This is a genomic window from Enterococcus sp. HMSC076E04, assembly GCF_001814285.1.
Classification (GTDB): Bacteria; Bacillota; Bacilli; order Lactobacillales; family Enterococcaceae; genus Enterococcus_B; species Enterococcus_B lactis.
Map to the genome: position 1 here is coordinate 50711 of NZ_KV815579.1, position 22833 is coordinate 73543.

Below are 22833 nucleotides of genomic sequence, written 5' to 3' on the forward strand. Positions count from 1 at the left end.
ATGATAAAGATGTTGATAAAGAAACAGGTGCGATACAAAAATCCCATAAACACGGGGCACTGTTCTTTGATAGTTTAAAAAGTTATTCGCAAGTCTCAGATTTAATCAGCGAAAATTTGAATGCCCTAAAACATGTTGAACCAGTTCATTCACCAAAAGGAATGTACGATTATTTTATACATGCACAATCACCAGATAAGGCACCTTATAACATTGATGATATCGAGAGCGGTTCGGGGTTTGATATTGCAAAATTTTTGATGGAGCAAGAAAGTGGAACATTTTTGAACACAGTCATTGATATTATTGAGGAACAAGATTTCACTAATTTTGATTCTCTTGTTAGCTATGCAAGGAAAAACAACGCCCTGTTATTAAGTTTAATAGTCGATAAGACCTATTTCTTTGCTAGATTACTTGATTCAAGAAAGTTTCGGAAGGAAAGAAATAGCACAAGAAAAGCAACGAAGCGTGTAGGTGCTGAAGATGAATAAAGAAATGGTAAGTTGGCAAGATTTAGAACACTTGGGCTTTCCACCCTACACAGCGAAAAGTATCATTCGACAAGGTAAGGCATATATGGTACAACAAGGATATGAGTTTTATCAAGGGAAGCGGGTGTCCGTTATTCCTTTGAAGGCGGTAAAATCCGTTATCGGTGATATTGAATTGTCATCAGAAGCGGAGGAATAAAAATTGCCAACAACACAATATGCAGGTGTATTTACTGATGATAAGGGGCAGTTTTACTACGAAGCCAGTCTTGGTTTCGACCTTATCACAGGGAAACGCATTAAGAAAAAAGCACGCAAAAATCAGAATGGAAAACGTTTCTTATCGGCAAGAGATGCTTACAAAGAATTAACTTGTGTTCGCAGTGAGTTCTTTCAAACAAATGGCTACTCAAACTATGATATGACCTTTGAGCAATTCATGAATGATGTGTATTTGCCTTTTTATGAAACGGATGTGCTTGAACAGACTTATCAGAGCCGAAAACCAATGCTAAAAATCATCATGAACCGATTCGGAAAAAAACAGCTTCGAGCGATCACCGTTCAGGATGTACAGCATTTCCGCACGTGGCTCTTATCAAAACGGCGAGGTGGTGCAAACTATTCAAACGGTTATGCAAGTCTGATGTTTTCAACTTTGAAGAAAATTTTAGGAATGGCGGTTAGTTTGCAATATCTGGAAACCAATGTTGCCATGAAAGTGAAAGCAATTCCTAAAGGCAAAGCACAAGTAGCGTACTGGACTAAACAAGATTTTGAAAAGGTCATCAATCAAATTTGCCTTGATAGTTTGTATGAACACCTTTGCTTTGTTATGCTGTGGGTTTACTTTAATACTGGTGTTCGTGTCAATGAAGGAACATCGCTCTGGTGGAATGATGTTGATTTCAAGAAAAAAACATTACGTGTAACGCATATGTTGATACTTGAAAGTAAAACAAACTGGCAACGGCAATCTTACATAAAAACAGAAGCAGGTAGTCGCATTATTAGCCTTGATGATGATACGATTGAAATTTTGAAAACGTGGAAAAAACGACAAGCAGAAGAAATCGGCAATCTTGATTTCATATTTAGCTATGATGGTAACCCAATGATTAAGTCAACCATTGCCCGCATTGTCAAGCGGTACGCAAACATTGCAGGCGTTCCAGAAATCGAAGCAAAAGGACTTCGCCACAGTCACGCAAGCTATCTCATTAACGAATTTAATGTATCGGTTCTGATACTTTCAAAACGTCTTGGTCATTCAAGCCCAGAAATTACGTTGAAACACTATTCGCATATGTATTCAGGCATAGACCAAGAAATTGCACAAGTTATGAATGGAAATATCAAAATTGAAACAGCAAAAAAAAGCAACGTCGTATTTAATGGAAATCAGGCAGTGAAAAAGTAACTGTCTCCAACACTGTCTCCAAAATAAAATGACCACTCATAAACGTTGATATAAAAGGTTTTGTAGAACCCAAGTTCTACATTGAGTGGGAATAAGAAACAACACGCTAGAAAGCCTATGTTATAGGATTTCTAGCGTGTTTCTTTTGGGGTGGTCACATTTTGGTCACACTTGTGTTCGTTGTTCCTTTTTTTATCTGTCGTAAATTGATTCTTAGTTTCAGGTGTCAGATTGCTTTTAGAAAAATTAATTTGGATAGATCCAGTCAAATCATTCGCTATCTCTCTCAATGAATTGGGATACAAATGACCATAAGTTCCTAAAGTCGTTTGTACATCAGCATGCCCTAGTCTCTCCTTAATTCGAAGTGCATCCTTTCGCTGTGATATAAGCAAAGAAGCATGACTATGTCTAACCCATGTATGCGGATTATATGAACACCAGCAATCGTTGCATGTCTTCTCATAATATGACGGATTGTATATTTCTGAGTAGGTATTCCATTATAAGAAAGTACAAACGACATGCCTCCTATTGAATCTTGACGCTCCTTCCAATCTTTTAAAAAGGTAATTGTATCGTCGTCTTGTTCGGTTGTACGAATACTAGAAGCTGTTTTGGGTTCTACAAACTCATAGGTTTTGGCATTCTTATAATAGAGTGGTTTATTCACACGCAAGTTTTTATTTTCAAAATCAATATCTTTCCAACTTAATGCAGTGGCTTCTCCCAAACGCATACCGGTCATAAAAAGTAACCAAATACAAATAAAACCACAATGTTGGTACAAATCATCAATATAAAAAGTTGAAATAACTTTTTCAAATTCTTCTTTTGTCCAAAAATCAACTGTAGTTTTCTTTTTCTTCACATTTCCAATAACTTTTGCAGGATTTTTTCAAGTAGTCCCAAAACCACTGCTTGGTCTAATGACATCTGAAAAATCCCATATATGTTTCTTACATGTGTGAAAGAAGAAATTTCACTGAAATGCATGAAATTGTTCATCTTTATAAAGATATTCCTTATGTGAGAGAAGGACATACATTTTCTGATATGATTTCAGAAAATGGTTATTTATCAGAAGACTTGCCTAAAGAATATCGCGCTAATGTTGGAGCTAGTATCTTAATGGCAAATGACTCAGCTTTAAAATATGCGCTCTATCGATTCTCTTCTTTTGAAGAAGTAGCAAAATATTTTTTCATGAGTAAATCAGCCTTATTCAACCGATTAACAGAGTATTTAATTTTTAATAAAAATTGCCATCCCGATTATGCTCGAAGCTTAATAAACAATTATAGATACAGAAATAACAAAGAATTTTTTAGTATATTCTATCAACATAATGCTTATTTTAATACCTTACTAACTAAATGACTTTTCTGTATACTTACATTCAGGATACATAGTACAAGCTCTAAAATAACTATGGTTGCTCTCACTCCATTTATCTACAATAAAGCCAGATTCACATTTTGGACATTTGACAACTTTTTCAGGTAAACTTTTTAAAAAAATATATTTTTCTATAGTTTTTGGGATCAAGTTATTCAATAGCTGTAACAATCCATATCTATCATACCATTCAATATTTTGTGCCTTTTCATTCTTTTCTATTTCCATGTATACATATGGATTAAATAAGGAAGTAGTGATAAATAGTTTATTTGTCCAACCTTTATCTGAAATTCCAGAATAATGTTTGATATAGTCTACTGTAATAATTTTCGGGGCTTTAGTATTTAAACGGTAATGTTTTGCTTGTACTGCAATACATTCATCATCTTTTTTTATAATTAAATCTATATTGTTGTCTCCTGTATATACATATCTATCATTTTGATATTCTTTTTTTGTTACTTCAACTTCATAATTAGCTAATCGAAAAACAGCTGCTAAAAATTGTTCAAAATAATCTCCCTGCTGTCTCCAACCAGTTTTACCTACGGAAAACTCTTTATCCATATTATTTAAAAAATCTATCACTATGGTTTCATCATCACTTTGTACAAAAGATAACCCTTTTACTTCACGATACTTTTTAGATAAAACTTCTTTTGAATTTATTTCTTATTTCTTATGTGTAACTTTTTGTAAAAAACTTTTAAGCATAAGCACTACTCCTAATAAATAATTTGTTTCACAATATATAATTATAATAACTCTAAACAAGTATTATTTATATATTTCATAAAAAATTTTTTACAAAAAGTCCAGATTCACTAGGTATATTCGCATAAGAAAATCATTTTACAAATCAATTTTTGTATTAAATTTCATTGTTTTTTTACTTTTCTTTTTAATGGCAAAATATTACAGAAATTATAATTACATACGTGACCATTTTACTTATCAAAAATACCTGTCAGGATAATCCTTGACAGGCACTTTTGATATTAATAACTGCGTTTGTTGTATTCAGTAAACTGAAGGTTTATATTTTCGCAGTAAACTCGTCATACTCTAAAAATTAGGAATTTTCAAATTTGTTGTGAAAGAGAGATCATTTCAATTAACCCTTGAGCAGCTTCACTACCTTTATTCCCTGCTTTCGTCCCTGCTCTTTCAATTGCTTGCTCAATGGATTCTGTGGTTAATACACCGAACATCACGGGAATATCGGATTCTAGGTTAATATGTGCGACTCCTTTTGCTACCTCATTGGAAACTAATTCATAATGAGTAGTTGCGCCTCTGATCACTGTCCCCAACGTAATCAACCCATCATAACTATCCTTTTTGCTGAGTTTTTTGGTAATAAAAGGAATTTCAAAGGCTCCTGGTACCCAATATATATCAATTTGTTCTTCTTTAACGCCGTGTCTTTTTAAATTATCCAATGCTCCTTGCAATAATTTTTGATTGATAAATTCATTAAATCGCGCGACTACAATTCCTATTCGAAGATCCCTTGGAGAATAATTTCCTTCATAAATTGTCATTTTCTTGCTCCTTTATTTTTATACTGATAAGTAATGGTGGAACTTATCTCTTTTTGTTTTTAAATAGGCTTGGTTTTCCTTTTGTGGAACGGTTTCAATGGGTACCCTATCGACAATCGTAATTCCATCCTGTTGTAGCTCTGTTACTTTATCGGGATTGTTTGTAAGTAATCGAATGGACGTTGCACCAATTGATTTTAAAATATCTGCTGCAAAGTGATAATCTCGTTCATCCGGAGCAAACCCCAATTCAATATTTGCTTCATAAGTATCAAGTCCTTGTTCTTGTAATTGATAAGCTTTTAGCTTATTCCTCAATCCAATCCCACGACCTTCTTGACGAAGATAAAGAATAGCCCCAGTCCCCTCTTTCTCAATCATTCTCATCGCTTCATGTAACTGTTCACCACAATCGCAACGATGAGACCCGAAGACATCACCGGTTAAACATTCTGAATGAACTCGGACTAATGTAGGAGATTGACTATTTTGAATATCTCCTTTTGTTAACAATAAATGCTCCCGCTTTTCTCCATCTTCATAAATCGTCAATTTGAAATCACCATAATCTGTCGGTAAGTTTACTGTTATATGACTACTTTCTTCTAAAAATTTTACCAACTCATCAATAGTAATTAAGGGTAACTGCCATTTTTCAGATAAACGGGTCAGGTCTTTCATCCTTGCCATCGTTCCATCCTCTTTTAGGATCTCGCAAATATAAGCAGCCTCTACGCTATTAGCTAATTTCGCTAAATCAATCGCAGCTTCAGTGTGTCCTCGACGTACAAGCGTTCCGCCCTCTACACTAATCAAAGGGAAAATATGTCCTGGTCTAAGAAAATCATTTGATTTCGAATGAGGATCAGCCAATGCTTGAATGGAAGTTGCTCGATCAAATGCGGAAATACCAGTCTTCGTATGTTTATGATCCACACTAATCGTAAAAGCTGTACCAAACGCATCCGTATTATGAGCTGTCATTTCTCCTAAAGACAAGCGTTGCGCAATGCTCTTAGATAGTGGCGCACAGATTAATCCTCGACCAAACTTTGTCATAAAATTGACCGCCTCAGGTGTCACATATTCGGCTAAACCAACCAGATCTCCTTCTGATTCTCTATCTTCATCATCAGCTACAATGATTAGCCCACCCTTTTTCAGGGTCTTTATTGCTTCAGTAATATTACTCATAGTAAGTCCTTCTCCTTATACATTTCAAATTTATTTCTCTGTGCCTTTACATATTTTCCAACCATATCCGTTTCTATATTCACAAAATGTCCTACACTTAAATTTCCCAGATTTGTCAAGGATTTGGAATGTGGAATCAGACTAACTGAAAAGCTTGCTGTTGTTGTTTCCGTCACTGTTAAGCTTACTCCATTAATTGCAATTGATCCTTGTGGAATGATTTCACCTGCATATTTGGTTGGATAAGCAAACGTCAAAACTAATGCATTTTGATTCTCTACTTTCTTAATCAACCTTGTAACAGTATCAATATGTCCCGCAACAAAATGTCCTTCAAAACGTTGCATCATCAAAACTGCTCGTTCTAAATTGACTCTATCGCCCACTTTTACGGTGGAAAAAGTGGTCCGTTGAAAAGTTTCAGGCATTATTTCAGCTTTAAAAAATGTACTTGAAACCTCAATAGCAGTTAAACATACCCCATTGACTGCCATACTATCACCAATGTTGTAATCACTTAGTATACTGTTGGAAGCCTGAAAAGTGAGTTGGATCATTTGCTGGTTTCGTCTAATTTCTTTGACTATTCCTTGTTCGGCGATTAATCCTGTGAACATTGCTTTCGTTTCCCCCTCACTCGAATGTCTTCTCCAAGCTGTTCAACTTCCAAAAATTCTAATTGCTGGTCTTTAGAGACTAAACGTTCACTATGAAAGGACATCGGACTTGTTCCCCCAAAAAGTTTGGGCGCAATATAACTGATGACTTCGTCCCAGAGACTTTCTGCTAAAAAAGCATCATGGATTTTCGCTCCTCCTTCTACGTACAACGACTGAACACCTTTCTTTCTCATGGTCTCAATAAAGAAGGCAAAAGAAAACTTAGGTGTATAAAAAATTGTTACATGGGGGAATATTTCCTTTAGCTCATGATTTTCCGTAAATATCCAAACCGGACTTGTTGTCTTTTGAAAAAGATTGAGTTCAGGACTTTTAAGAATCCGCCCTCTACGATCCAAAACGATGCGCACTGGCGGGAAAATATTTTCAGCATCAGGCAACAAATGAGGGTTATCAACTAGAACAGTTTCGCTCCCCACCACGATTCCTTGGTATTCTCCTCGCTCTTTCCGTACTCTTGAAATTGCCTTTGGGCTTGTTATTGAGTGCCGAGAACCTTTCTTTATAGAAATCTTCCCATCTAGTGTAACGGCTTGTTTTAGTGTGATATAGGGACGATCCATTTCAAAAAAGTGGTTATAAAAAGGATTCAGTGCTCTACATTTCTCTTCTTCCACACCTACAATTACTTTGATTCCATGCTTTTGTAGAAATTCTCTGCCTTTTCCTGCCACTAAAGGATTCGGATCAAGCTGACCTATGACTACTGTTGTGATACCAGACTGAACAATGGCTTGCGTACAAGGTGGCTGTTTTCCTTGGTGGTTACAAGGTTCTAAAGTAACATATAAAGTTGAATTAAACAGTTCTTCGGGGGAACTACAATTTTGAATAGCATTTACTTCAGCGTGGGACTCGCCATAATGTAAATGGGCACCTAGTGAGATTAGCTTTCCTTCTTTTACAATTGCTGCTCCAACTAATGGATTGGTAAAGGTATTTCCCTTTCCTTTTTTTGCTTCTGCAATCGCAGCTAGCATGAAAGACTGGTGCATATAAATTCCCCCTTTCAACAAAAAAAGCCCTGCGAATTTAATCACAGGGCATAACTAAACAAACCTAAAGGTAAATCGATTTTAATAAATAAAACCGACCTTCAGTCAACTTTTCTTCTCCCATCCAGACTTTAACTGTCGGTGCCAGATTTTCACTGGCTCAACCACAAAAATGTGGGTCACGGACTTCGAGTAAACTCGTCACCGTCGGTCGGGAATTACACCCTGCCCCGAAGAAATATTCAATTCGTTTAGAGTATATTCTTAAAGCTCAAGTGTATCAACCTAAAATAAAATGGAGTATAAACACCCGCATTTAATCAAGGTTATTCGCATGAATAGAATAATATATCCAAAAAAGAGACGTTTATGGTCACACTTTTGGTCACAGTTTAATTCAATTCAAATCTAATCACGCTAGCTATACCGTTAAAAATCCCAACAAATCAGTGTTGAATTTTCTTACTTCCTAATAGGCTATTGAGTGGGAATAAACAAAAATAATTGAAAATAGCCGAAAAACGTTTTTTAACAACGTTTTTCGGCTATTTTTTTATTAAGTTTCCTTCTTCTTACCTTTTTCCACTATTTCGTTTCACATCTTTGATGATTTTCAACGCACGTTTTCGTGTTTTGATATTTGGGCTTTTCAAACGGCGATACGCACTTGAGATATCTGTTTTTTCCATATAGACGACCCACTTTCTTCTTTGATTGTAGTCATGTTAAAGAATACAAATCGGAATAATTACGATTTGTATTTTGAATGGTATCAAATGTTAAAAAGAAAGTCAACCTGCTAAAACGAGGCTATGGCAAAAGTCGTGTCACAATCACTTTTTCCGAATGAATAGTGTTCCAAAAGGTGCTTCTTCGGAAATAAGTTTTATTATTACATATGATCTACCAATTATTCTTCCCACATTCACATCTTACCGTTTCCGATTGTCTTAAACAATTCAGCTACTTCTTTTTGCGAACAGTCGTAAAAACGAAAAATTTTTTGTAACATCTCGTAACTGGGACGCGATAGACCTGTTTCCCATTTGGAAAGTGTTTGTCTTGTGATACCTAATTGTCGTGCAACGAAATCTTGTGTATAACTTCGGTCTTTTCTTTTTTTTGTCAGCCATCGAGCAAATACCATCCAAGCATCCTCCTCGTTGTTAAACCGCATCCATTTCCCTCAATATCAACTATATTAGAAACATTTGTAATTGAAAAGAGTCTATAACGATTGGGATCTAAAAAAAGAAATGGTGTATCCTAGTTCTTTGTTTCTCTTTCTCTTGTAAACAGTTCTGAAATCTCTTTAGCTGAGCATCCATACAAACAAATCAATTTATAGAGCATCTCATAACTTGGATATGACCGGCCATTTTCCCAATTGGACAAACCTTGTCTTGTAATATGTAACTGAAGTGACACCCATTTTTGAGTATACCCTTTTTCCCTTCTCTTCTCACGCAACCACTGATGGATCTCCATCCCTCGCTCCTTTCATTTAAGTATTCTCTCCCATATTAACTATAACGGAAAATTTAGGAATTGAATATATGGCGCAATGATTTGTGTCTTACATTTGATTGCTAGTTAGAATACACTGTAATTGTTGAAATATAAAAAAATAAAAGGAGTGTTAGAGAATGAAAAAATCGGTAATAGGTGGAATAATATGGGAATGTTTTTTTAGAATATGACCGTTAATAAGGAGATGTCATGAAATATAAATACCTATTTCTTAGCTTGGGGTTCCTTTTATTGTTAGGGATATCGGGATGTAATGATGCAAGAAAAGAACTGACAGGTGATTATGATTATTATCTCTATTTTTCGAATACAATGGACAAGTTTGTAACATCTGGCAGATTTGTTGGTATCGGAAAGAAGGATCAAGTGATTTTAAAAACAGAAGGACTGGAACTAGGCACTTTCGTACAACATGATCAAAAAGTCTTTTTATCTGATCGAACGCATGACTTTGTTTATACACCTCATTCAGGAAAAATCGAAAAGGAAAAGCGCCAAACAAAAGAGCATACAGGAATAGACAGCGTCATATTGGACGGGAAGCTGGTTACTTTGTTCAATCATGGCTATCCAGATACCGATGACATCCTTTATCAAAACAATCTTTATTTTAATAATGACTATACGATTATCAACGGGCATATTTTTTCGACTGGAAACGATGAGCAGTCTCTCTATATTTTACGTGACGAAGAAATAGGAAAATTATTTGTTGATAGACTCTATCTTTCTGAAGATACGCTTATCAGTGAGAACCTTGGTTCGTTCCCCAATATAGAAGGGAGTGAATATCTGATAGGTTATCGGCTAAATGTTCATGAAAACCACTTATACGGAGTGGCTTTTGATTTTGCTAATAATCGGCGAGCTGGATTATTTAGCTATTCGCTGAAAGATTCATCGTATACATTTAAAGAAACAGACCGAGAAATAATACTGGAAGATATAGGATTCAGTTTTTCAAAAGGAAGTTTTATTTATAAAGATCAGCTTGTTTACTTTTCAAGTAACGGCACGATCTACTTTATTGATCTTGAGACTGCAGAAACTACTAAAAAACTCCCGACAAACATGGATCTTAGTGGGGTATTTATTGTCTCCGTGATTGATGATGAACACGTAGCGATTGCTACCCATGATCATGATAATAATCTAATCATCTGGGAACTCGACCTAAGTAGCTTGTCTCTTACGGAAAAGCGACGTGTAGAACCTTCACTATGGAGAAAGCAAGAATATCTGTACGACTTTCAAGTAAAGCGATGATTATCTCAAAAAAGTTTGCCCAGCCGCCAACATAAACAAAAATTGATGATAAAATAAATATAAAAATTTTTTTGCGAAAAAGATTGGTGGGCGTTGGAATGGAAACAAATGATTTGCGTATGGTAGAAGAGAATTTTCAATTTGATATACGGGCATCTGGAATTTTATGGAATGAGGAAACAGATGCTATTCTTTTGAGCAGGGAAAACAATGAACAGGGCATCCAAGTATTGCCTGGCGGAGCGGTCAAACGTTTTGAGACAAGTCAACAAGCCGTTGTTCGCGAGATGCTAGAGGAAACTGGTTATGAAACAAAAATCGTCCGTTTGCTTGCCCTTATTGAAAGTACCTTTTCAATTGAAGAAAACACAGATAAAACCTATCAGCAAATCAATTTCGTCTATCTTTTGAAACGTGTAGCTCACTCGGATAGACATAAAATCGTTGCATCAGAAGAAAAAGTGCGTCCAGTTTGGAAACACAGACAAGAGGTAAAAAACGTGAAACCAAATATATTAAACGAAATCATTGCGGAATTTCCTACTTCTGTCCGCTTTGAAGTATCATTCGATTAATTGAGGTTGTGAAAAAGCCGCTCAGTTTTGAGTATTAAGAAAAAGGTTGTGAAAATGACTTTTTCACAACCTTTTTTAGCACATATACTTCTATTTGTCCTTCTATTCTAATTTCTTTCGAACGACATTTAAATAATGTTGCAGCCCGACATTCATTACCCACGCAACACCTAAACCGATGAAACTTCCTATGATGATTCCTAAAAAACGAAATTCGATCAAAGACATCAGATAGGCCTCTCGAATAAGTGTAGATAGCATCAACGCCATGGGATTAAGAAAAATATTAGCAACTGCGTAATTTCTAGCAACTAGAAATTGTGCGATTCCGTAAAGAAACGTAATCAGAAAAATCGTCTGCAGTTGCGTGAACGGCACAAATGACAAGACTGCTGACACACATAACCCACCCATCGATCCAATCAGATATTGGACTTGTCGATGCTTCGTCGCATCCAAATTTTCCGCCAGCAAAATCGATGCACATGACAAGGTCAACCAATAAGGATTATGCAGATTCAAGCCATGACTGACATAAACGGACAGAAACAAGGCGGCACTGTAGAAAACAGAATCAATGATCACCAAAGGCTCTTCATGAAACCTTTCTTTTAGAGTCGCTTTTTCAATTGTCTGCTCAGGTCGTGAATCCAGTAATTTTGTAATCACTGCCGCAATCAGGGCAAAAACGACACCCATAAAAAAATAAAGCGAGACGATCGGTAATTGAGCGATTGGCAGCTGCATACTCGTTCCCATGGCAGAAAGCATCGCAAAAAACAAGCCACCTGGTTTAGAGATATGGAATAATCGCAACACGAATCTGCTGGAAAAAGCAACCAAAGCTACAGCAAATGGTTCAAGCCATAAAACATAAGTTGACAAAATCCCTAGAACGAAAGCAAACAAAAGTCCACAACCGATCAAAAACATACGTTTCAGCAAAGATTTCATCGGTATGTTTTGATAATAGAAAAAAGTAAAGATCCCTAATGATGAAAAACTTGAAATCAAAAAGTCATGATTTATGTAACCTAACCATAATACGATAAAGATAAGTAGCATCAGGTTCATGATACGAAAAGGATTATCTTGTATTTTATTGAAACGAAAATAAGTCTTGAATAATCTATCCCTCCTTCCTAGTGATTTGAAAAGAAGCTGAATCAAAATGAAATACCAATCCCGTTTGTCAGCATTACCTAGTATAACAATTATTTCTTGATTTTTCATAAAATTAGTATCAAGAAGAAAAAGGCTTGGAAAAGTCAAAACAAAGAACGAACATTCGAGTCGTATTAACAAAAAAAGATAAGGTAGCAAGTTTTCTAAGCAACTCGCTACCTTATCTTTTTTTATTAAAAACCGAATGAATCGTATCTAAGAGCGTACATTCTTCTCTTTTATGCACTGGATTTTTCTCCTGTCCTTTGTCTCATATCAAGAAGCTGGTGCATAGTCTCTAAATCATTCATCGCGCCGGTAAATAAGGGCCAAGCATCCACCCCATCTTGTTTTTTTCTAGGAATAATATGGAAATGAAGGTGAGAGACATGTTCTTCTACTGTCTCATCTTCTGCTTTGATCAAATTGACGCCATCAAAACCGCAATTTTCGACACAATGAAGAGAAACCGCTCGAATGACGTTCATCAATTCGATAAATAGTTCTTGCTCGCAATCTATTAAATTGACCCGATGTTTTTTGACTAGAGCGATCATATGACCATCGACATCTCCTGCGTTATCTAAAAATACAAGAATATTTTCACTCTCAACTATTTTTCTTCGGTGCAATCTTCCATTCACTATTTTACAAAATAAACAATCCTCCAATTCATCCACCCCTTTGTGGACTAAGAAGGGGTAAGACTCCTCTGTCTTCCCCTTGCTTTTACCAAAATATCGATTAACTATCATGTTTGATCACCTGACTTTCGGTGTCCAGTCAAACTGCAGATCTCACAATTTTCGATACGCTTCTAATTCCTTTTGATTCCCGTATACAAAATGTCCGGGGCGTACTTCCTCGAAAACCGGACCGTCTTTTGTATAATCATGTATGCTAGGATCATACACATGTAATTTTCTTTTCCTTGCTAAAATAGGATCTGGTATAGGCACAGCTGAAAGCAATGCCTTTGTATATGGATGAAGCGGATGGTTGAATAACTCTTCCGTTTCAGCTAGTTCTAAAATATGTCCTTGTCTGATCACAGCGATCCTATCTGAAATAAAACGTACGACTGATAGATCATGAGCGACAAAAAGATATGTCACTTCTCGTTTTTTTTGTGCATCTTTCAGTAAGTTCAACACTTGCGCACGGATCGAAACATCTAAAGCAGAGATTGGTTCGTCCGCTACGACTAATTCAGGTTCCATCACTAATGCACGAGCGATCCCGATCCGTTGTCTTTGACCGCCGGAAAATTCGTGAGGATAGCGGTACATATGCTCTGGAAGTAGTCCGACTTCTTTGATGATTTTTGCCACTTTTTCCAAACGCTCTTCTTCCGAGTGGAACAGGTTAAAATTATAGAGGCCTTCTGAGATAATATATTCTACTGTTGCCCGTTCGTTCAACGATGCGGATGGGTCTTGGAATATCATTTGGATCTTACGGACTTTTTCTGCTTGTTCTTTTTTCGACAAGGGTCCATTGATCTTTTTCCCTTCAAAGAGAATATCCCCTTTGCTTGTCGGATTTAACCCAATGATTGCTCTGCCAATCGTCGTTTTGCCTGAACCAGATTCTCCTACGAGAGAGAACGTTTCTCCTTTATAAATATCAAAGTTGGCGTCTTGGACAGCTACGAACTTGCTTTTTCCTTCTCCAAAAGTGATTTCTAAATCTTTTACAGTTAACAAAGTTTTTTTATCAGCTGACAACTTGCTTCCCCCCGTCTTGCTCTTCACTATCCAATTCTGCAGCCAAAGCAATCATTTTTTCATGAAGATTTTCGATTTGTTTTGGTTTAAGTACTTTCGGTGCACGAGGATCCAGCAGCCAAGTCTTCGCAAAATGGGTTTCGGATACTTGGAACATAGGCGGTTCACTAGTAAAATCGACCTTCATCGCATAGGCGCTGCGAGGCGCAAAAGCATCTCCTTGGATATCTTTATATAAAGAAGGTGGTGTTCCTGGTACAGAGTAAAGCACATCTCCTTTTTGTGCTAATTGTGGCAAAGAAGAAAGCAAGCTCCATGTGTAGGGATGTTTTGGATCATAAAAAATTTCTTCAACTGTTCCGCTTTCGATGATCTGTCCAGCATACATAACAGCTACTTTGTCTGCTATAGCCGCGACAACGCCCAAATCATGGGTGATAAAAATCGTTGTGAATTGATATTCTTCCTGAAGCTCTTTGATTAGTTCCAAGATTTGTGCCTGGATCGTTACATCCAAAGCGGTTGTCGGTTCATCACAAATCAAGATTTTAGGTCGGCAAGCCAATGCAATAGCAATGACGATCCGTTGTCTCATCCCACCAGAGTATTGGAAAGGATATTCATCATATCTTTTTGCCGCATTAGGGATTCCTGTTTTTTCCATCAATTCGACAGCTAAGCGTTTCGCTTCTTTCGCTGATTTCTTCTGGTGTTTGATGATGACTTCTGAGATTTGTGAGCCAATTGTTTTGATAGGATTCAGTGAAGTCATAGGATCTTGGAAGATCGTCGCAATTTCTTTTCCCCGAATATCTTCCCATTCTTCATCCTTTTTCAATTCGCTTAATATCTTGTCTTTATAGCGGATCGTTCCTGAAGTGATATTGCCGTTTTGTTCCAGCATCCCGGTGAATGTTTTTGTCAGAACTGATTTTCCTGATCCTGATTCACCAACGATGGCTAATGTTTCTTTTTCTTTTAGCTCTAATGAGACATTTCTGATCGCTTTTAATTCACGGTGACGAACATGGAAGCTGACCGAGATGTTTTCTACTGATAAAATTGTTTGATTCTCCATTGTTTGCCTCCTAAATATGTGTTCTTGGATCTGCCGCATCTGCAAGAGTTTGTCCTACGATGTATAAAGAAACAGAAACTAACGCCAGTACAGTCACAGGAATCCAGAAAAGATAAGGGTAATTGCTCATGTTATTCGTATATTTTGCGATCAATCGTCCGAGGGAAGGAACATCACTGCTTAACCCAACGCCTAAGAATGAAAGAAAGGTTTCATATGAAATAAACGAAGGTAGCGCTCTAGATACATCTGTCACGATGATAGAAATCAGATAAGGCAGGATATTACGAAAAATCATCCGCAAGGTCGGTGTTCCTAGTGTTTTTGAGGCTAAATTATACTCGCGGTCGCGGATGATCATGACTTGTACCCGAATAAAGTAAGCTACGCTCAGCCAGCTCGTCACACACATCGCAAAAATCAAATTCCAAAATCCGGAACCAAACGTATAAGAGAGAACGATAACGATCAGTAAAGTTGGCACATTCGAGATGATGTTGTAAATTTCCAACATGAAACGGTCAATTGCTTTCGATGTTCCCCAAATCGCCCCTACTACTACACCAATAACTGTAGTGATCAATGTAGCAATGACACTGATGGAAATCGATGTTTTCGCCCCTGCCCAAACTGCATCGAATAAGGACATGCCGTTAGCATCTGTACCAAACCAAAATTTTGCACTTGGTGGATTATAGCGTTTCGTAAAGTCATTGATATCTTTTACATCCATAAATTTGTATCCGCTGAATAATGGCTGGATAAAGCTCATCAATAAGACAGCCAGCATCAGTATCAGCATAAAAATCGCAACTTTGTTTGAAAAGAATTTACGCATGACCGAACGCCAATACGAATACTTCGGCGTATCAATCTTTTCTGAAGCTAACGAATTCGTTTCTACAAAAATGAATTCGTTCATTTGTTCTGTTTTCACATTTTCCAAGCTATTTTCCTCCTGACGATAGTTTGATTCGCGGATCGACTAATGCCATCGCAATATCCCCGGCTAAGATTGAAAATACGGATACTGTGGTAAAGACAAAAACGATTGCGATAACTAATGGATTGTTATGGGTAATGATCGCATCAGGTAGCATTTTCCCCATACCTGGCGCAGCAAACACTGTTTCTGTGATCGTCGCCCCAGCAATCGCTCCGATGATACTTCCTGGAATCCCATTGACGATTGGGATAGCTGCATTTTTGAAAATGTGTTTTCTAGCAATTTCTTTCGCATTCAAACCTTTTGCTTTCGCAAATTTAACATAATCGGAAGACTGTTGGTCGATCATGTAACGTCTCAGCCAAATAACGATTCCAGAAACAGACAATAGTCCTAGAATCACTGTCGGTAATATATAGGAGCGAATATCTTGTGCGCCCAATGCTGGGAAGGAATCTGGCAAAGAAAACCAGCTGCTTCCAATAAATCGGAAGAAATAGATAAAGGCTAGACTTGGCACGGAGATCAGCACCGTTACGATAGCGATCCCTGCTTTATCTGGTATCTTTCCTTTGTAACGAGCCATCAACATCGCAGCAGGTATACCGATCGCATAAGCAATAATAACAGCGACAGCTCCCATACGAAATGATGTACCGATCATCGATGGGTCTTGGTGATTCGTGTCTGTGATGACGTAATTATCAGAAAAATATTTTTTGTCTCGTGAAGAGATGTTTTTTGTTTTCTGATATTGACGGAGATAGATATTAGCAGAAGAGCGCGCTGTAAAATCATCATTAAATGTTGTCTCTGTACTTTCTGTTTTCCCTTGTCCTCCTGAGATGATGCTTGTTACCGCTTGTCCGGCAAATGTCGGATATGAAGTGCCTAGATTCAAATGAACGATATTTTGATGGATATAAGGAAATTGTCCATTGAAATAGATTTGGTATTTATATTGTGTTCCTGAACCGACAAGTGCCCAACCGACCAACTCATCGTTTTCGATACGCAGAGAATGTTTTAAGTTAGGATTGCTGGCATCTTTTACTTTCCATGGGTGATCGATTTGGATCATATTCGCATAGAAATTCACTACGCGTTTTACTAATGGAATATCTTTTGTCGCATAATATTCTTTGCTGATTGGAAATTGTTTGAGCGTCCAACCATTTTTCTTCGCCCAATCTTGGTATTTTTCTTCTAACTGCTCAGAAGAGGCTTTTTCTGATGAACTGCTTCCTACTTCTTTTTTCAGTTCTTTCGTCGTGTAGTATTCGATATAACCCATCTTGCTGAAGGCTGTATTTTCATAATCTGCCAGTTCATCTGGTTTTGCCTTTAATTTTCCGTAATTCACATCATTTTGAAATATCGTTTTTCTCGGAACAAGTGAATAGATCACCGCATAGGTTAAGGTAGTTACAAGAAAAATACTAAGTATAGAGCGCAGGACCCTAAATAAAAGGTATCTTTTCACAATTTTCCCTCTCTTTCATCATATAAGTAAAAAAGGCTACAATAGAAATTGAAAGCCTTTTTTACTATTCATTCAGCTAAATTACTTAGAACTTGTTGTTTCTGCTTCTTTCGCAGTTTCTTCTTTTTTCGTTTCCCAAGCTTTCTTCGCTTTGTCGTATTGATCTGTTGTGACGATATCGCTTTGTACTTCTACATATTTCAATTTGTTTGCAGCAATACCTGCCCAACCATATGGTCCGCTAAATGGTACTACATTTGTGACACGCGGCGTCCCACCATCTGCATAAATTGGTACTTGCAAAGCATTATCTAACAACCAAGCTTCTGCATCTGCATAAGCAGTGTAACGAGCATCAAAATCATCAGTGATAGCAGCGGCTTTATCCAATAATGCGTCGTATTCAGACAAGTTGATTGCTTTTTTCGCAGCAGTTGATGGATCCGTTCCTTGTACTACGGCAGAAGCTTCCAGTCCAAGTGTATGGATCATATCCCCTTTGCGTGAATCATAGATATTCAAGTAAGAAGATGGATCAGTGTAGTCTGGACCCCAACCAGAGGCATTTGTAATGTCAAAGTCGCCAGCTTGTCCGGTCGTGGCTTGATAAGTAGCAGCTAAATATTTATCTTCATTCAATAGTTGAACATCAACCACTACGTTATCTGATCCTAAAGAAGTTTCCACTGATTTTTTCAAAGATTTGACCATGTTGACACTAATCTCAGAAGTTTCCTCAACTGGCATATCTAAATGAATAGGGAATTGCACACCTTTTGCTTCTAGTTCTGTTTTTGCTTTTTCCATATATTCTTTGGCTTTGTCTGCGTTATAATACCCATCTTGTCCATCAGATAAATTTACATCGCCAAAAGCATCGGAATCCAGTGCTTTTAATTTACTTGCCACTGTATCACCGTAAGGTTTTCCGCCAATTTCTACAAAATCGGCAGGAACAAGTGTATTACGTAATGCTTTAGTGGCACCTTCTTCTCCTACACTTTGTGCGTTATAGCTTTTCTTATCAAATCCGAATAGAATAGCTAAACGGAAATTGCGGTCTAAAATAGCTTTCTGTGTATCTTCTTTTTCTTTATCTGTTGTTTTTGAAGTTGCATCAAATGTACCTCGGTTAAAGTTAAATGTTAAATTGTATGTGGATCCACCTGTTTGAGACCAAGTCACACCATCTGGATAAGCTTTTGTTACGTCTTTATATCCTGGTGAATTTGGATAAACACGAGCAAGAGATAATTCTCCATTTTCGTAAGATTTAAATAACCCATCGGGATCACTTCCATCATTGTAGGTCCATTTTACTGTGTCTAAATGGACATTTTTAGGATCCCAATAAGATTCATTCTTCGTATATTCGATAACTGATTTAGCTGTATTGTTTGCAAGGATGAAGGGTCCATTATAAAGGATGGAGTCTGGTGTTGGTTTACCGAAATCTTTCCCTTTTGATTTTAGGAACTCTTCATTGATTGGATATAAGATACCGTAAGTCGTTTTTGAGTTCCAGAATGGTTCAGGTTTATTCAATGTGTATTGCAACGTATAGTCATCTACTGCTTTTACCCCAACAGTAGAAAAATCATTCGTTTTACCATCTATATAATCAGATAAGCCTTTGATACTATCTGCCACGATATATAACGTTTCTGATTGTACATCTACCGCGTGTTTCAACCCAGTAACAAAGTCATTTGCTGTCACATCAGCCCCATACTCATTTCCTTCACTATCCACCCAAGGAACACCTTTGCGAAGATGATACGTATAAGTCAACCCGTCATCACTAACTTCCCATGACTTAGCCATATCGCCTTTCAGGTTCCCGTATTGGTCATTTTCCAAAAGACCTTCCACAAAGTTAGTATAGTGGTCACTATTCGTTTTACGGGATGAGAATGTGTAATCTAGCGTTTCAAGATCTGTTACATATACAGAACTATATTCTGATACAAGGTCACTTTTCTTTGAAGAGCTAGACCCTTTTGCATTACTCCCGCATGCTCCCAGCATAACGGCACTTACTAGAAGCAAAGCTAAAACTTTTTTCATATAATGTATATCCCCCTCTTATTTATACTGCTTTCACCCTTTTCAACCCCTATTAACCAGATAATTGCGCAACATGTTTAATTAATAAATCACCTGAAATAATTAAAAGATAATGAAAGTTATTGAAATAATACATTTGGCGTTAGGCAATGTCAAGGTGATTCAGCAAAATAATTCGAATTATCTGAAATTTATATATATAACTATATATGCAATCATCTAACTTTTTCTTTTTATCATCAAGAAAATAAAAAAATAAATATCATTAATGTAATAAGCGTAAAACGAATGAATTCGAAGAAAAAAGCGTTGAAAGACTTATCTTTCCATAATTTTTTCATGTATAGCATATCCCACTTTTATACGAAAAATAATATATATATGCATGTAGTTTATATAATTATTAAAAATAATCTTTGAGAGGAAAAAGTGAGCGAATAAAAATTACTTAAGTTATATATTTGGACGTTTTCTCATTTTAAACTCATTTAAAAGAAACCGGATTCCCAACAAAAAAAGCTTCTAATTTTCGTACGATAACCACGTTGGTCCTTAAACTTCATACTTTTTTATGATTTTTCAGCGGTTTTCGATGGTATACTTTTTAAATGGAGGAGATGTCTATGCGGTATATATCAAAATTTTTATTAGGGATTTATTTATTCTTTCTATTATGGTTGATTTTATTCAAGCTATCATTTAATCTTCCACAATTTCTCACTTATTCTTACAGCAATGTCAATCTCGTCCCTTTTTCTACTTTTTCTTTTGAAAATACGACGGTTTTGCGCGAGACCACTTATAACTTCATTGTCTTTTTCCCTTTTGGGGTGCTTTTGAATGTCAATTTCAAAGGGCTTTCCTTTTCTAAAAAATTAGGGATTATTTTCCTTGTAAGCTTCTTCGCAGAGTTTATTCAATTCCTATTCGGTATTGGCGTAGCGGATATCACTGATGTAATTACTAATACAACAGGAGGTCTGATTGGATTATGGTTCTATCAGCTTTTAAACAAACACATATCGACAAATAAGTTGGATCGCCTAGCCGTTATTTTGGGGTACGTTTTATTGTTATTTCTAATCGTAGCTTTTTTATTTTTGACACGTACTATCCGTCTTCGATAAAATCGTTCATAAAAAAGGACCGTCACAGATACATTCCAGTGTGTACCTATGACAGTCCTTTTTTATTCAATTATTGATTTTCAAAAAAATCGATTTTCACCTCTGCTATTTGGAGTATACATCTTACACATTGAAGCAGTCAGGATATGTTTCCCTTTGTTGTTTATCAAAAAATAGTAAAGTAACGGTTATGTCTATTTTCAGATTAATTACATTAATGAAATGTCCTTTTCCTTGAAAAACAAATATTATCATAACTCCTTCATAATTTAAGTACGCATTTTAATCAAAAATGATTATTTTTTTAGCTTAAATGCTTTATATCTTAACATTTTCCTATTCGACACTTAAATCGATTGAGAAATTTTCGTTCTTCTTTATACCCCATATAGGTATATCTATTTATTGTAAAAAGCTTGTTCTATAAATAATTTTTCTTCTTTTCTATCATTTTTCTCTCTTATGAAGGTATCTTTTTCCTTGATTTCTGCCAGTAGATTTTACCTGATCCTACTTTTTGAAGGCATTTCAAAGGAAAAAGTAGCAGTTTTTAGAAGTAGCAGAGAAATCAAAACAAGTGTATCGTTATTTTTTAACTATTAAATAACATGTAAAATATAGTTGGTTCGTTATTTTTCACTCTTCTGAATTTACTTTTTTAACCCCATCTGAACTCTTGTTAATATTTATTCATTTCTATTGTATATCCCCTGACAAAAGAAATCTATATGCATCCTTTAACTAATCTATTGTTTTTTTAGCTATCATAAAGTTATCCACTGTGGAAAAACTAACGATTTTTTTCGATACACTTTTTTAAAAATTTTTTCCACAAATAAAAACATGTTTACAGCAGTATGATTCTGCTGTAAACATGTTTTTATTAAATAGATAGAATATTAGCTTACATAAAGATGTTTATTTTTTTATTGCTGCGAATAATGTCAAAAATACCGTGACACCAACTACTGTCCAAGTCAAATGACCTTGATCCAAATAAATAAGCATCGTGACAAAACTAGTAATCAGTCCTACATGAAGTCTTTTTTGATCCATCTGCATCCCTCTTTGAATACTAGTATCACTCGGATATTTGATCGTTTGTTTATTTTTTCTATATTTTTCTCTTAAATTTTAAACACGGATCATTTTACCGATATTGTGATTCGATGGTACGGCTTGGGATGATCCAAGCAGCAAGAATCACGATGTTTGCGATCAGCACGGCTACTGGCGCTACTAAATAGCCTAAGACAATTCCTAAAACATTCAAGCCAATCGATAAGTATGATTTCTTGTAATCATTCAGCATCGTCTTCAATGCTTTCTCGTGACCCTTATTTGCTTTGACAAGTTCTTTTGCCAAGATATAATACGCAATGTTAGCGATCAAGGTAACAAAACCATAAGTCATTTCTGGAGCCAGACTATTGATGTACTCACTGATCCATGAAGTGGCAAATGGAAAAAGTGAAAGCGCAAAAATAAAGAAACTGTTCGCCCATAAGACCCGTCCATTTATCTTATGTACAACTTGAAATAAATGATGATGATTGTTCCAATAAATCGCTAAGATGATGAAACTGACAATATAGATAAAAAATCGGTAGCCTAATGCTGCGAGCGCCTCCCACGTATCTCCGTTAGGTTCATGAAGTTCTAAAACTAAAATAGTCATGATAATGGCGATTACAGCATCTGTAAATGCTTCAAGACGATTTTTAGGCATGATATTCTCCTCCTTTTCCGCTCTATTTTAGATGATAAACAAGGGAAAAAGCAATTGTCTGATCATTTAAGCAGATGAAGTAAAAATCAGTCTGCAGTTGGAGGTGTTTTTAGAGAATCCCTGTTATACTTTTTCTATAGTAAAGAATGAACAAGAGGAGGGTTTTGTATGCGTCAAAAAAATATGTTCTTAAATATCTTCATGGTTCTTTTAGTGTTGATTGCCGCTAGCTTTGTCATCAGTCTTTTTGTTAGTGTCGTAAGTGGCCTTTTATGGTTTGCGGTCAAAGTTTTGATTCCGATCGCACTTATCATCTGGCTCGTTCGTTGGAACAAAGGCAATACACATAGAAAAAACTATTATTAATGAATCACATGATCACTCCGTTATGATATAACTTACTTAAAAATAGG

26 protein-coding genes and 1 riboswitch are annotated in these 22833 nt (G+C 36.2%); of the genes, 8 read left to right on the top strand and 18 right to left on the bottom strand.

The features are described from left to right. The 3 genes from HMPREF2961_RS03915 to HMPREF2961_RS03925 form a co-directional block, all read left to right on the top strand. On the top strand, window positions 1-494 hold a 494-nt coding region (locus HMPREF2961_RS03915; protein WP_083314202.1), incomplete at its 5' end, for a replication protein. Next, window positions 487-693, top strand: a complete 207-nt coding sequence (locus HMPREF2961_RS03920) for a DUF3173 family protein (RefSeq protein WP_070703991.1) — start codon at window positions 487-489, stop codon at window positions 691-693. The genes HMPREF2961_RS03915 and HMPREF2961_RS03920, both read left to right, overlap by 8 nt. Before the next feature lie 3 nt (window positions 694-696). Next, a complete protein-coding gene (locus HMPREF2961_RS03925; RefSeq protein WP_070703993.1) occupies window positions 697-1914 on the top strand; it encodes a tyrosine-type recombinase/integrase in 1218 nt (405 codons plus the stop codon). A 346-nt stretch (window positions 1915-2260) separates the two neighbouring features. On the opposite strand, the gene HMPREF2961_RS15645 is transcribed toward HMPREF2961_RS03925, so the two are convergent. Then, window positions 2261-2785, bottom strand: coding sequence for a site-specific integrase (locus HMPREF2961_RS15645; RefSeq protein WP_002315497.1), 525 nt, complete (start codon window positions 2783-2785; stop codon window positions 2261-2263). A 119-nt stretch (window positions 2786-2904) separates the two neighbouring features. Between HMPREF2961_RS15645 and HMPREF2961_RS03935 the strand changes: the two genes are divergently transcribed. Further along, window positions 2905-3294: a hypothetical protein gene (locus HMPREF2961_RS03935; protein ID WP_025477284.1), complete on the top strand. Its 390-nt coding sequence runs from the start codon at window positions 2905-2907 to the stop codon at window positions 3292-3294. Here HMPREF2961_RS03935 and HMPREF2961_RS03940 read toward each other — a convergent pair. From HMPREF2961_RS03940 to HMPREF2961_RS03970, 8 genes are all read right to left on the bottom strand, one after another. Further along, window positions 3283-3882 carry a restriction endonuclease gene (locus HMPREF2961_RS03940; RefSeq protein ID WP_202401267.1) on the bottom strand — a complete coding sequence of 200 codons (600 nt, stop codon included), beginning with the start codon at window positions 3880-3882 and terminating at the stop codon, window positions 3283-3285. The genes HMPREF2961_RS03935 and HMPREF2961_RS03940 overlap by 12 nt on opposite strands. Before the next feature lie 515 nt (window positions 3883-4397). Beyond that, entirely contained in the window at window positions 4398-4859 is a 462-nt protein-coding gene (gene ribE / locus HMPREF2961_RS03945) for a 6,7-dimethyl-8-ribityllumazine synthase (RefSeq protein ID WP_002315494.1), read from the bottom strand. A gap of 18 nt (window positions 4860-4877) precedes the next feature. Beyond that, complete coding sequence (locus HMPREF2961_RS03950) at window positions 4878-6053, bottom strand: bifunctional 3,4-dihydroxy-2-butanone-4-phosphate synthase/GTP cyclohydrolase II (protein ID WP_002315493.1); 1176 nt, start codon at window positions 6051-6053, stop codon at window positions 4878-4880. Beyond that, window positions 6050-6670 (bottom strand): riboflavin synthase, encoded by a 621-nt coding sequence (locus HMPREF2961_RS03955; RefSeq protein ID WP_002315492.1) that lies wholly within the window; start codon window positions 6668-6670, stop codon window positions 6050-6052. Before HMPREF2961_RS03955 ends, HMPREF2961_RS03950 begins: the two co-directional genes overlap by 4 nt. Further along, a complete protein-coding gene (ribD, locus tag HMPREF2961_RS03960; RefSeq protein WP_070703996.1) occupies window positions 6655-7728 on the bottom strand; it encodes a bifunctional diaminohydroxyphosphoribosylaminopyrimidine deaminase/5-amino-6-(5-phosphoribosylamino)uracil reductase RibD in 1074 nt (357 codons plus the stop codon). The genes HMPREF2961_RS03955 and ribD overlap by 16 nt, the downstream gene beginning before the upstream one ends. Before the next feature lie 108 nt (window positions 7729-7836). Continuing rightward, a riboswitch (FMN riboswitch) is annotated at window positions 7837-7970 on the bottom strand. Between the two features lie 330 nt (window positions 7971-8300). Continuing rightward, complete coding sequence (locus tag HMPREF2961_RS15125; RefSeq protein ID WP_002288644.1) at window positions 8301-8417, bottom strand: putative metal homeostasis protein; 117 nt, start codon at window positions 8415-8417, stop codon at window positions 8301-8303. A gap of 236 nt (window positions 8418-8653) precedes the next feature. Further along, on the bottom strand, window positions 8654-8875 hold the full coding sequence (locus HMPREF2961_RS03965) for a helix-turn-helix domain-containing protein (protein ID WP_002335117.1): 222 nt from the start codon (window positions 8873-8875) through the stop codon (window positions 8654-8656). Between the two features lie 119 nt (window positions 8876-8994). Next, entirely contained in the window at window positions 8995-9216 is a 222-nt protein-coding gene (locus HMPREF2961_RS03970) for a helix-turn-helix domain-containing protein (RefSeq protein ID WP_002309857.1), read from the bottom strand. Window positions 9217-9447: 231 nt separating this feature from the next. On the opposite strand from HMPREF2961_RS03970, the gene HMPREF2961_RS03975 reads away from it, so the two are divergent. Both HMPREF2961_RS03975 and HMPREF2961_RS03980 read left to right on the top strand, forming a co-directional pair. Next, window positions 9448-10524 (top strand): hypothetical protein, encoded by a 1077-nt coding sequence (locus HMPREF2961_RS03975; protein WP_070703999.1) that lies wholly within the window; start codon window positions 9448-9450, stop codon window positions 10522-10524. 98 nt (window positions 10525-10622) lie between these two features. Further along, on the top strand, window positions 10623-11099 hold the full coding sequence (locus tag HMPREF2961_RS03980) for an NUDIX domain-containing protein (protein ID WP_002315489.1): 477 nt from the start codon (window positions 10623-10625) through the stop codon (window positions 11097-11099). A gap of 102 nt (window positions 11100-11201) precedes the next feature. On the opposite strand, the gene HMPREF2961_RS03985 is transcribed toward HMPREF2961_RS03980, so the two are convergent. The 7 genes from HMPREF2961_RS03985 to HMPREF2961_RS04015 form a co-directional block, all read right to left on the bottom strand. Continuing rightward, complete coding sequence (locus HMPREF2961_RS03985) at window positions 11202-12332, bottom strand: FUSC family protein (protein ID WP_025477282.1); 1131 nt, start codon at window positions 12330-12332, stop codon at window positions 11202-11204. Between the two features lie 170 nt (window positions 12333-12502). Beyond that, window positions 12503-12934, bottom strand: coding sequence for an HIT domain-containing protein (locus HMPREF2961_RS03990; protein WP_002336611.1), 432 nt, complete (start codon window positions 12932-12934; stop codon window positions 12503-12505). 126 nt (window positions 12935-13060) lie between these two features. Then, complete coding sequence (locus HMPREF2961_RS03995) at window positions 13061-13990, bottom strand: ATP-binding cassette domain-containing protein (RefSeq protein WP_025477281.1); 930 nt, start codon at window positions 13988-13990, stop codon at window positions 13061-13063. Continuing rightward, complete coding sequence (locus HMPREF2961_RS04000) at window positions 13980-15068, bottom strand: ABC transporter ATP-binding protein (RefSeq protein ID WP_002292656.1); 1089 nt, start codon at window positions 15066-15068, stop codon at window positions 13980-13982. Before HMPREF2961_RS04000 ends, HMPREF2961_RS03995 begins: the two co-directional genes overlap by 11 nt. A gap of 10 nt (window positions 15069-15078) precedes the next feature. Further along, window positions 15079-15990, bottom strand: a complete 912-nt coding sequence (gene oppC, locus HMPREF2961_RS04005) for an oligopeptide ABC transporter permease OppC (protein WP_047928056.1) — start codon at window positions 15988-15990, stop codon at window positions 15079-15081. A gap of 25 nt (window positions 15991-16015) precedes the next feature. Further along, window positions 16016-17497: an ABC transporter permease gene (locus HMPREF2961_RS04010; protein ID WP_002315484.1), complete on the bottom strand. Its 1482-nt coding sequence runs from the start codon at window positions 17495-17497 to the stop codon at window positions 16016-16018. A gap of 81 nt (window positions 17498-17578) precedes the next feature. Beyond that, window positions 17579-19564 (bottom strand): peptide ABC transporter substrate-binding protein, encoded by a 1986-nt coding sequence (locus HMPREF2961_RS04015; protein ID WP_070704002.1) that lies wholly within the window; start codon window positions 19562-19564, stop codon window positions 17579-17581. Window positions 19565-20187: 623 nt separating this feature from the next. Between HMPREF2961_RS04015 and HMPREF2961_RS04020 the strand changes: the two genes are divergently transcribed. Then, the gene (locus HMPREF2961_RS04020; protein ID WP_002315482.1) at window positions 20188-20691 is read left to right on the top strand and encodes a VanZ family protein; all 504 of its coding nucleotides are present in this window, start codon (window positions 20188-20190) and stop codon (window positions 20689-20691) included. 918 nt (window positions 20692-21609) lie between these two features. On the opposite strand, the gene HMPREF2961_RS15325 is transcribed toward HMPREF2961_RS04020, so the two are convergent. Together HMPREF2961_RS15325 and HMPREF2961_RS04030 are read right to left on the bottom strand one after the other, a co-directional pair. Further along, window positions 21610-21747 (bottom strand): hypothetical protein, encoded by a 138-nt coding sequence (locus tag HMPREF2961_RS15325; protein WP_002319331.1) that lies wholly within the window; start codon window positions 21745-21747, stop codon window positions 21610-21612. Window positions 21748-21841: 94 nt separating this feature from the next. Next, entirely contained in the window at window positions 21842-22420 is a 579-nt protein-coding gene (locus tag HMPREF2961_RS04030) for a TMEM175 family protein (protein WP_002315481.1), read from the bottom strand. A 168-nt stretch (window positions 22421-22588) separates the two neighbouring features. Between HMPREF2961_RS04030 and HMPREF2961_RS04035 the strand changes: the two genes are divergently transcribed. After that, entirely contained in the window at window positions 22589-22786 is a 198-nt protein-coding gene (locus HMPREF2961_RS04035) for a hypothetical protein (protein ID WP_002315480.1), read from the top strand. Window positions 22787-22833: the final 47 nt, after the last annotated feature.